Source organism: Streptomyces sp. SAS_281, from assembly GCF_052542855.1.
The window spans coordinates 1-9,009 of the sequence record NZ_JBMNDO010000195.1; the positions used below are offsets into that span (position 1 = coordinate 1).

Sequence of the window (9,009 nt, forward strand, 5' to 3'; positions counted from 1 at the left end):
CCCACGGGCGCCGGCCGACGGAGACCCCAGCACAGCAGAGGACCACCTGCACGAAGGGGAAGCCATGACAGCGACGACCGACGGAAGCACCGGGGCCGTTGACCCCCGCGCAGCCTCGGCCAGTAGAAAGACAACCGAATCAACGATCGCCGCGGACGGTGTGGAGGCCGCCGCACGGCGGGCCGCGGAGCGCTCGGTGGAGCATCTCCTCGGCAGGCAGGACGAGCAGGGCTGGTGGAAGGGCGACCTCGCCACCAACGTCACGATGGACGCCGAGGACCTTCTGCTCCGTCAGTTCCTCGGAATCCAGGCCCCCGCCACGGTCCGGGCCGCCGCCGGGTTCATCCGCGGCGAACAGCTCGGCGACGGGACCTGGGCGACCTTCCACGGCGGCCCCGCGGACCTCTCCACCACCATCGAGGCGTACGTCGCACTGCGGCTGGCCGGCGACCGGCCCGAGGACCCGCACATGGCCCGGGCCGCGGGCTGGGTCAGGGAGCAGGGCGGCATCGCCGCGAGCCGGGTCTTCACCCGGATCTGGCTGGCCCTCTTCGGCTGGTGGAAATGGGACGACCTGCCGGAGCTCCCTCCGGAGCTGATGTTCTTCCCGAAATGGGTCCCGCTCAACATCTACGACTTCGGATGCTGGGCCCGCCAGACAATCGTGCCGCTCACCATCGTGTCGGCGAAGCGGCCGGTGCGGCCCGCCCCCTTCGCCCTGGACGAGCTGCACACCGACCCTGAGAACCCGAATCCGCCCAAGCGCCCCGCACCGGCGCGGAGTTGGGACGGGCTCTTCCAGCGGCTCGACAAGGCGCTGCACGTCTACCACCGCTTCGCGCCGCGCCGGCTGCGCCGGGTCGCGATGAACGCAGCCGCCCGCTGGATCATCGAACGCCAGGAGAACGACGGCTGCTGGGGCGGCATCCAGCCGCCCGCCGTCTACTCGGTCATCGCGCTGCACCTCCTCGGCTACGACCTCGAACACCCGGTGATGCGGGCGGGTCTCGAATCGCTCGACCGCTTCGCCGTGTGGCGCGAGGACGGCACCCGCATGATCGAGGCGTGCCAGTCCCCGGTCTGGGACACCTGCCTGGCCACCATCGCGCTCGCCGACGCCGGGGTCGCCCCCGACCACCCGGCGCTCGTCAAGGCGGCGGACTGGATGCTCGCGGAGGAGATCGTCCGGCCGGGCGACTGGGCGGTGCGCCGGCCCGGACTGGAGCCCGGAGGCTGGGCGTTCGAGTTCCACAACGACAACTACCCCGACATCGACGACACCGCGGAGGTGGTCCTCGCCCTGCGCCGGGTCCGCCACCCCGACCAGGCCCGGGTGGACGCCGCGATCGAGCGCGGGGTGCGCTGGAACGTCGGCATGCGGTCCCGTAACGGTGCCTGGGGCGCGTTCGACGCGGACAACACCAGCCCCTTCCCCAACCGGCTGCCCTTCTGCGACTTCGGCGAGGTCATCGACCCGCCGTCCGCCGACGTCACCGGGCATGTGGTGGAGATGCTGGCCGTCGAGGGCCGTGCCGCGCACCCCGTCACCCGGCGGGGCGTCGAATGGCTGCTGTCCGAACAGGACCCGGGTGGGGGCTGGTTCGGGCGCTGGGGCGTCAACTACGTGTACGGGACGGGGTCGGTGGTCCCCGCGCTGACCGCCGCCGGGCTGCCCCCGTCGCACCCGGCGATCCGGCGCGCGGTCGAATGGCTGGAGTCCGTCCAGAACGACGACGGCGGCTGGGGCGAGGACCTGCGCTCCTACACCGAGGAGAAGTGGATCGGCCAGGGGGCTTCCACCGCCTCCCAGACCGCCTGGGCACTCCTCGCGCTGCTCGCCGCGGGGCGGCGGGACACCGTCGCCGTGACCCGGGGCATCGCCTGGCTGACCGAGACCCAGCAGGCCGACGGCTCCTGGGACGAGCCCTACTTCACGGGCACCGGTTTCCCCTGGGACTTCTCCATCAACTACCACCTCTACCGTCAGGTCTTCCCGCTCACCGCACTCGGGCGGTACGTGCACGGCGACCCGTTCGCGGGCCGCACGCCGACGCGCGAGGGGGCCTGATGGGGGAGACCGGGCCGGCCGGCCCGCTGCTGATCGCCTGCGCGCTCGGCATCGAACAGCTCGCCCTGCGCACCGCCAGGGGGAGGGCGGTGGACGCCCCGGCGCGGGTCACCGTACTCCGCACGGGCATGGGCCCCAGGGCGGCCGAGACCGCCGTGGCGCGCGTGCTCGGGCGGGACGGCGCGGCGGCGGACACCGCCGTCATCGCCTCGGGGTTCTGCGCCGGCCTCGCGCCCGGGATGCACCCGGGCGACCTGGTGGTGGCCGAGGAGACCCGGGCCGCCGGGGACCCCGTCCCGTGCACCGGAGCGGACCTGCTGGCCGAAGCGCTGGCCAGGGCCGTACCGGGGCGCACCGTACACACCGGCCCGCTGACCGGGTCCGACCATGTCGTCCGGGGACATGAGCGGGCCGATCTGCGGGCCACCGGGGCGATCGCGGTGGACATGGAGTCCGCCGCGACCCTGCGTACCGCCCTGCGGTCCGGGCCACGCCCGGTTGCCGCCGTACGGGTGGTCGTGGACGCTCCGGAGCATGAGCTCGTCCGCATCGGCACGTTCCGCGGTGGAATATCGGCTTTCCGCGTTCTCCGTGCCGTCCTGCCGGCTTTCTATGAATGGCACCGATCTTTGCTGCTCCCCAGGAGGTGAGCCAGATGGCCATGCCGCTTCGTCAGTCCATCAAGGTTGCGACGTATCTCATTGAACAGAAGCTCCGCAAGCGGGACAAATTCCCGCTGATTGTCGAGCTGGAGCCGTTGTACGCCTGCAACCTCGCCTGCGAGGGCTGCGGGAAGATCCAGCACCCGGCCGGAGTCCTCAAACAGCGCATGCCCGTGGCCCAGGCCGTCGGAGCCGTGCTCGAATCGGGCGCCCCGATGGTCTCCATCGCCGGGGGCGAACCACTGATGCACCCTCAGATCGACGAAATCGTGCGCCAGTTGGTGGCAAAGAGGAAGTACGTCTTCCTCTGCACCAACGCGATGCTGCTGCGCAAGAAGATCGAGAAGTTCACGCCCTCGCCCTACTTCGCGTTCGCCGTGCACATCGACGGGCTCCGGGAGCGGCACGACGAATCGGTCGCCAAGGAAGGGGTGTTCGACGAGGCGGTGGCGGCGATCAAGGAGGCCAAGCGGCGCGGCTTCCGGGTCACCACCAACTCCACCTTCTTCAACACCGACACCCCGCAGACGATCATCGAGGTGCTCAACTTCCTCAACGACGACCTCAAGGTGGACGAGATGATGATCTCGCCCGCCTACGCGTACGAGAAGGCGCCCGACCAGGAGCACTTCCTGGGCGTCGAGCAGACCCGCGAGCTGTTCAAGAAGTCCTTCGCCGGCGGCAACCGGAGCCGGTGGCGGCTCAACCACTCGCCGCTCTTCCTGGACTTCCTGGAGGGCAAGGCCGACTTCCCGTGCACCGCCTGGGCCATCCCCAACTACTCCCTGTTCGGCTGGCAGCGGCCCTGCTACCTCATGAGCGACGGCTACGTTCCGACGTACCGGCAGCTCATCGAGGAGACCGACTGGGACAAGTACGGCCGGGGCAAGGACCCGCGCTGCGCCAACTGCATGGCGCACTGCGGATACGAACCCACCGCCGTCCTCGCCACCATGGGCTCCCTGAAGGAGTCCCTGCGCGCGATGCGCGAGACCGTCAGCGGCAACGGCTGAGTCGCGTCACCCGGCCGGGCTCCCGCGCGGAGCCCGGCCGTCACCTTGGGCAGGAGACAGGACCACAGAGAGAGGGGGCCCGGGGCATGACGCTGCTGCAGAGCATCCGGGGGCCGCACGATCTGAAGGCACTGAACGCGTCACAGCTCGGCGGACTCGCCGACGAGATCCGTACGTTCCTGGTGCAGGCCGTGGCCAGGACCGGGGGCCATCTCGGCCCCAACCTCGGGGTGGTGGAGCTGACCATCGCCCTGCACCGGGTGTTCGACTCGCCCGTCGACCGCATCCTGTGGGACACCGGGCACCAGACCTATGTGCACAAGCTGCTCACCGGACGCCAGGACTTCTCCAAGCTGCGCGGCAAGGGCGGGCTCTCCGGTTATCCGTCCCGCGAGGAGTCCGAGCACGACGTCATCGAGAACTCGCACGCCTCGACCGTCCTCGGCTGGGCCGACGGGCTCGCCAAGGCGGGCGAGGTACGCGGCCGCGGCAGCCACGTCGTCGCCGTCATCGGGGACGGGGCCCTCACCGGCGGCATGGCCTGGGAGGCCCTGAACAACATCGCCGCCGCCGAGGACCGCCCGCTGATCGTGGTCGTCAACGACAACGAGCGCTCCTACGCGCCCACCATCGGCGGCCTCGCCCGCCACCTGTCCACCCTGCGCACCACCGACGGCTACGAGCGCTTCCTGTCCTGGGGCAAGGGGCTCCTGGAACGCACCCCCGTCATCGGGCAGCCGCTGTACGGGTCGCTGCACGGGGCCAAGAAGGGCTTCAAGGACTTCGTCGCCCCGCAGGGCATGTTCGAGGACCTGGGGCTCAAGTACATCGGCCCGGTCGACGGGCACGACACCGCCGCCGTCGAGGCCGCCCTGCACCGGGCCAAGGGCTTCCGGGGCCCGGTCCTCGTCCACTGCATCACCGAGAAGGGGCGCGGCTACGCCCCCGCCCTGCGCGACGAGGCCGACCGCTTCCACACCGTCGGCGCGATGGACCCCCTGACCTGCGCCCCGCTCACCCCCGCCGCCGGCCCGTCCTGGACCTCCGTGTTCGCGGACGAGATCGCGGCGATCGGGGCGGAGCGCCCGGACGTCGTCGCGCTCACCGCCGCGATGCTCGACCCGGTCGGGCTGACGAAGTTCGCCGAGGCGTTCCCGGACCGCGTCTGGGACGTGGGCATCGCGGAGCAGCACGCGGCGGTCAGTGCCGCCGGGCTCGCCACGGGCGGGCTGCACCCGGTCGTCGCCGTCTACGCCACCTTCCTCAACCGGGCGTTCGACCAGCTCCTCATGGACGTCGCCCTGCACCGCTGCGGGGTCACCTTCGTCCTGGACCGGGCCGGCGTCACCGGGCCCGACGGGGCCTCGCACAACGGCATGTGGGACCTGTCCGTGCTCCAGGTCGTGCCGGGGCTGCGCATCGCGGCCCCGCGCGACGCGGACCGGCTGCGCGAGGAGCTGCGCGAGGCGGTCGCCGTGGACGACGCGCCGACCCTCGTGCGGTTCCCGAAGGAGTCGGTGGGGGACGCGATCGAGGCGGTCGGCCGGGTCGGCGGGATGGACGTGCTGCGACGCGACGAGGACGCCGATGTGCTTCTGGTCGCCGTCGGCGTGATGGCCTCCGTCTGCCTGCGCACCGCCGAACTGCTGTCGGGCGCCGGCATCCGCTGCACCGTGGTGGACCCCCGCTGGGTCAAACCGGTCGACGTGACGCTGCCGCCGCTCGCCGCCGCGCACCGGCTCGTCGCGGTGGTCGAGGACAACATCCGGGCGGGGGGCGTCGGTTCGGCGGTCGGGCAGGCGCTGCGGGACGCGGGCGTCGACGTACCGCTGCGCACCTTCGGCATCCCCGAGCAGTTCCTCGCACATGGCAAGCGGTCCGAGGTGCTGGCCGACATCGGACTCACACCGGTCGAGATCGCGGGCCGGATCAGCGCCGTCACGGCCGCCCGGAAGGCGGCCGGCGGCACGGGGCACGAAGCCCGGGGCAACGGGCACAAGGAGAGCGGGGCATGAAGGACGACGAGCCGAAGGGCTTCGATCTGGCGCGGCTTCTCGCCGAGCGCGGCGCCGAACGCTACGAGCTGCACACCAGGCACCTCAACCACCAGCTCCCGCGCATGCTGCACACCATCGGCTTCGACAAGGTCTACGAACGGGCCGAGGGCGCGCACTTCTGGGACGCGGACGGCAACGACTACCTGGACATGCTCGCCGGATTCGGTGTCATGGGTCTGGGCCGCCACCACCCCGTCGTACGCAAGGCGCTGCACGACGTCCTCGACGCCTCGCTCGCCGACCTGACCAGGTTCGACTGCCAGCCGCTGCCCGGACTGCTCGCCGAGAGGCTGCTGAGCCACAGCCCGCACCTGGACCGGGTGTTCTTCGGCAACAGCGGCACCGAGGCCGTCGAGACGGCCCTCAAGTTCGCCCGGTACGCCACCGGCCGGCCCCGCGTCCTGTACTGCGACCACGCCTTCCACGGGCTGACCACCGGTTCCCTCTCGGTCAACGGCGAGGGCGGGTTCCGGGACGGCTTCGCCCCGCTGCTGCCCGACACCGCGATCCCGCTCGGCGACCTCGGCGCGCTGCGGCGGGAGCTGAAGCGGGGCGATGTGGCCGCCCTGGTGGTGGAGCCGATCCAGGGCAAGGGGGTGCACGCCGCGCCGCCCGGCTACCTCCGCGAGGCCCAGGAGCTGCTGCACAAGCACAAGGCCCTCCTCATCGCCGACGAGGTGCAGACCGGCCTCGGCAGGACCGGTGACTTCTACGCGTACCAGCACGAGGAAGGCGTGGAACCGGACCTCGTCTGCGTCGCCAAGGCGCTCTCCGGCGGTTACGTCCCGGTCGGGGCGACGCTCGGCAAGGACTGGATCTTCAAGCGCGTCTACTCCTCGATGGACCGGGTCCTCGTCCACTCCGCGAGCTTCGGCTCCAACGCCCAGGCGATGGCGGCGGGGCTCGCGGTGCTGTCGGTGATGGAGGACGAGGAGACCGTCGCGCACGCGCGCCGCACCGGCGACCTGCTCCGCGAGCGGCTGTCCGCGCTCGTCGGGCGCTACGAGCTGCTGCACGAGGTGCGGGGGCGCGGGCTGATGATCGGCATCGAGTTCGGCCGCCCCACGTCGCTGAAGCTCCGCAGCCGGTGGACCATGCTCCAGGCGGCCCGCAAGGGCCTCTTCGCGCAGATGGTGGTCGTGCCCCTGCTCCAGAAGCACCGCATCCTCACGCAGGTCTCCGGCGACCACCTCGAAGTGATCAAGCTGATCCCGCCGCTGGTCATCGACGACGCGGACGTCGACCGGTTCGTGGAGGCGTTCACCGCCGTCATGGACGACGCGCACAGCGGCGGGGGACTGATGTGGGACTTCGGACGGACCCTGGTGAAGCAGGCCGTCGCCAACCGCTGAGGCGCTTTTGCCCCTGAGGCAAGAAATTTGCCTCAGGGGAAAGAATTTGGCCCAATGGAGGCATGAACCCTCCGGACGACCTGGCGGCCGGCGAGCTGCCCGGTGTCGCGCCACGCCTGCGCGATCTGCGCCGAGGCCGTGGTCTCACCCTGGAGACCGCGGCCCAGCGGGCCGGGCTCTCGCCCGCCCACCTCTCCCGGCTCGAAACGGGCCGGCGCCAGCCCTCGCTGCCGATGCTGCTCCAGCTGGCCAGGATCTACGGTACGACGGTCTCCGAACTCCTGGGCGAGATGCCCCCGGAACGTGACGCGATCGTCCGCGGCCGCCCGTTCGAGGGCGCGGCGGCCGACGGCTGGATGTACCAGCAGGCCGGCGGCTCCGGCCGGGCGATGCAGGCGCTGCGCGTCCGCGTCCCGTACGGCGCCCAGGGCGACCTGGTCCGGGTCCACCCCGGCGAGGAGTGGCTGTACGTCCTGACCGGCCGCCTCCGGGTGACGCTCGGCGAGACGGTGCACGACCTCGCGCCCGGGGACGGCGCGCACTTCGACTCGCTCACCCCGCACCGGATCGCGGCCCCCGAACCCGAGGGCTCCGAACTGCTCTTCGTCCACACCCTGCTGCAGAGCCCCGCCGCCGACCTGTGCCTCGGCGGCCCGGTCCACCGCGGCTGAGACGTTTCCGCCGCCCCACCCCCGGCAGCCAGAGAGGCCAGTCATGTCCGATTCAGAGCACTACGACCCGCTCACCCCGGCCCCGCGCCCCGGCGCCGACACCCAAGAGAAGAAGATGCCGCGCGGACTCGTCATCCGGCTCTTCGCCTATCTCGTGGCCGGACACGTCATCGCCGCGTTCCTGTACCTGCTCTTCGCGGTGGGCATGCACAACCAGTAGGCGCGGTCGCCTCAGCTCTCGTCGAGGAGGCGTTCGCGCAGCTGCTCCCGGGTGGCGGGCGTGAGCTTCAGGCCGTCGGTGAGATAGCGGTCGGTGCCGCCCCAGGTCTCGTCGATGGCGGTGAAGGCCGCGGCGAGGTAGTCGGGCTGGGCGCCGAAGAGCGGATTCAGCAGCTCCAGCACCTCCGGGGACATCCCGGCCGCCGAGGTGTCGCTGCGCCGGATGCGGTAGCGGCGGTGCGCGTCGTTCGACTTGAGGTAGTCGGCCTCGATGGTGTCCCGCCCGACGCCCACCGCCAGCAGCGTCACCGCGATCGAGAGCCCGGCCCGGTCCTTGCCGGCCGCGCAGTGCATCAGGGCGGGCACGCTGTCCTCGGCCAGGGCGTGCAGCACCCGGCTGTGCTCGGCGGTGCGCTCCAGGATGATCGAGCGGTACGAGGCGACCATGCGACGGGTCCCCTTGCCGTCGGCCAGGATCGAGCGCAGGTCCGCCAGGTCTCCGTCGCGGACCATCCGCCAGAACTGCGCCCCGTCCGCCGGGTCGCTGAGCGGGATGCTCACGTTCCGTACGCCCGGCAGCTCGATGTCCAGGCCGTCCAGCTTGTGGTCCGCCGCGTTGCGGAAGTCGAAGACCGTGTGCAGGCCGAGCCCGCCGAGGAAGGCCGCGTCCTCGGCCGTGGCGTGCGCCAGGTGGCCGCTGCGGTAGAGGCGGCCGTGCCGTACCCGGCGGCCGTCGGTGGTGGGCAGGCCGCCCAGGTCGCGGAAGTTGCGGACGCCGGTGAGCACGGGCTCCGTCGGCGGGATCTGAGGCAGCTGCTGCGTCACGGTCACTCCTGGAGGCTCTGCCCCGGCGCGTGTCGCCGACGGGTCCACGACCGCGACGATACGACATCCGTTCCTGGGGCAAGCATCTCGCCCGCGACCGGGGCTCTCGCGCACGAGCCGTTGTCCCGGGGGTGTTCAATCA

Annotated in this window: 8 protein-coding genes; 7 read left to right on the forward strand and 1 reads right to left on the reverse strand. The window is 71.6% G+C overall.

The window, feature by feature from the left end:
* Positions 1–64 precede the first annotated feature (64 nt).
* The 7 genes from shc to ACN6LM_RS36865 all read left to right on the forward strand — a co-directional run bounded on the left by shc (position 65) and on the right by ACN6LM_RS36865 (position 8,043).
* Positions 65–2,068, forward strand: coding sequence for a squalene--hopene cyclase (gene shc, locus ACN6LM_RS36835; RefSeq protein ID WP_445069784.1), 2,004 nt, complete (start codon positions 65–67; stop codon positions 2,066–2,068).
* On the forward strand, positions 2,068–2,718 hold the full coding sequence (locus tag ACN6LM_RS36840; RefSeq protein ID WP_445069785.1) for a phosphorylase family protein: 651 nt from the start codon (positions 2,068–2,070) through the stop codon (positions 2,716–2,718). The genes shc and ACN6LM_RS36840 overlap by 1 nt, the downstream gene beginning before the upstream one ends.
* A 5-nt stretch (positions 2,719–2,723) precedes the next feature.
* A complete protein-coding gene (gene hpnH, locus ACN6LM_RS36845; RefSeq protein ID WP_361020709.1) occupies positions 2,724–3,743 on the forward strand; it encodes an adenosyl-hopene transferase HpnH in 1,020 nt (339 codons plus the stop codon).
* Positions 3,744–3,829: 86 nt separating this feature from the next.
* A complete protein-coding gene (gene dxs, locus ACN6LM_RS36850; protein WP_445069786.1) occupies positions 3,830–5,758 on the forward strand; it encodes a 1-deoxy-D-xylulose-5-phosphate synthase in 1,929 nt (642 codons plus the stop codon).
* Entirely contained in the window at positions 5,755–7,152 is a 1,398-nt protein-coding gene (locus ACN6LM_RS36855; RefSeq protein WP_445069787.1) for an aspartate aminotransferase family protein, read from the forward strand. Before dxs ends, ACN6LM_RS36855 begins: the two co-directional genes overlap by 4 nt.
* A 62-nt stretch (positions 7,153–7,214) precedes the next feature.
* The gene (locus ACN6LM_RS36860; protein WP_445069788.1) at positions 7,215–7,823 is read left to right on the forward strand and encodes a helix-turn-helix domain-containing protein; all 609 of its coding nucleotides are present in this window, start codon (positions 7,215–7,217) and stop codon (positions 7,821–7,823) included.
* A gap of 43 nt (positions 7,824–7,866) precedes the next feature.
* Positions 7,867–8,043, forward strand: coding sequence for a DUF6126 family protein (locus tag ACN6LM_RS36865; protein ID WP_425819027.1), 177 nt, complete (start codon positions 7,867–7,869; stop codon positions 8,041–8,043).
* 11 nt (positions 8,044–8,054) lie between these two features.
* Here ACN6LM_RS36865 and ACN6LM_RS36870 read toward each other — a convergent pair whose 3' ends face one another.
* Entirely contained in the window at positions 8,055–8,867 is an 813-nt protein-coding gene (locus ACN6LM_RS36870; protein WP_445069789.1) for a tyrosine-protein phosphatase, read from the reverse strand.
* Positions 8,868–9,009 lie beyond the last annotated feature (142 nt).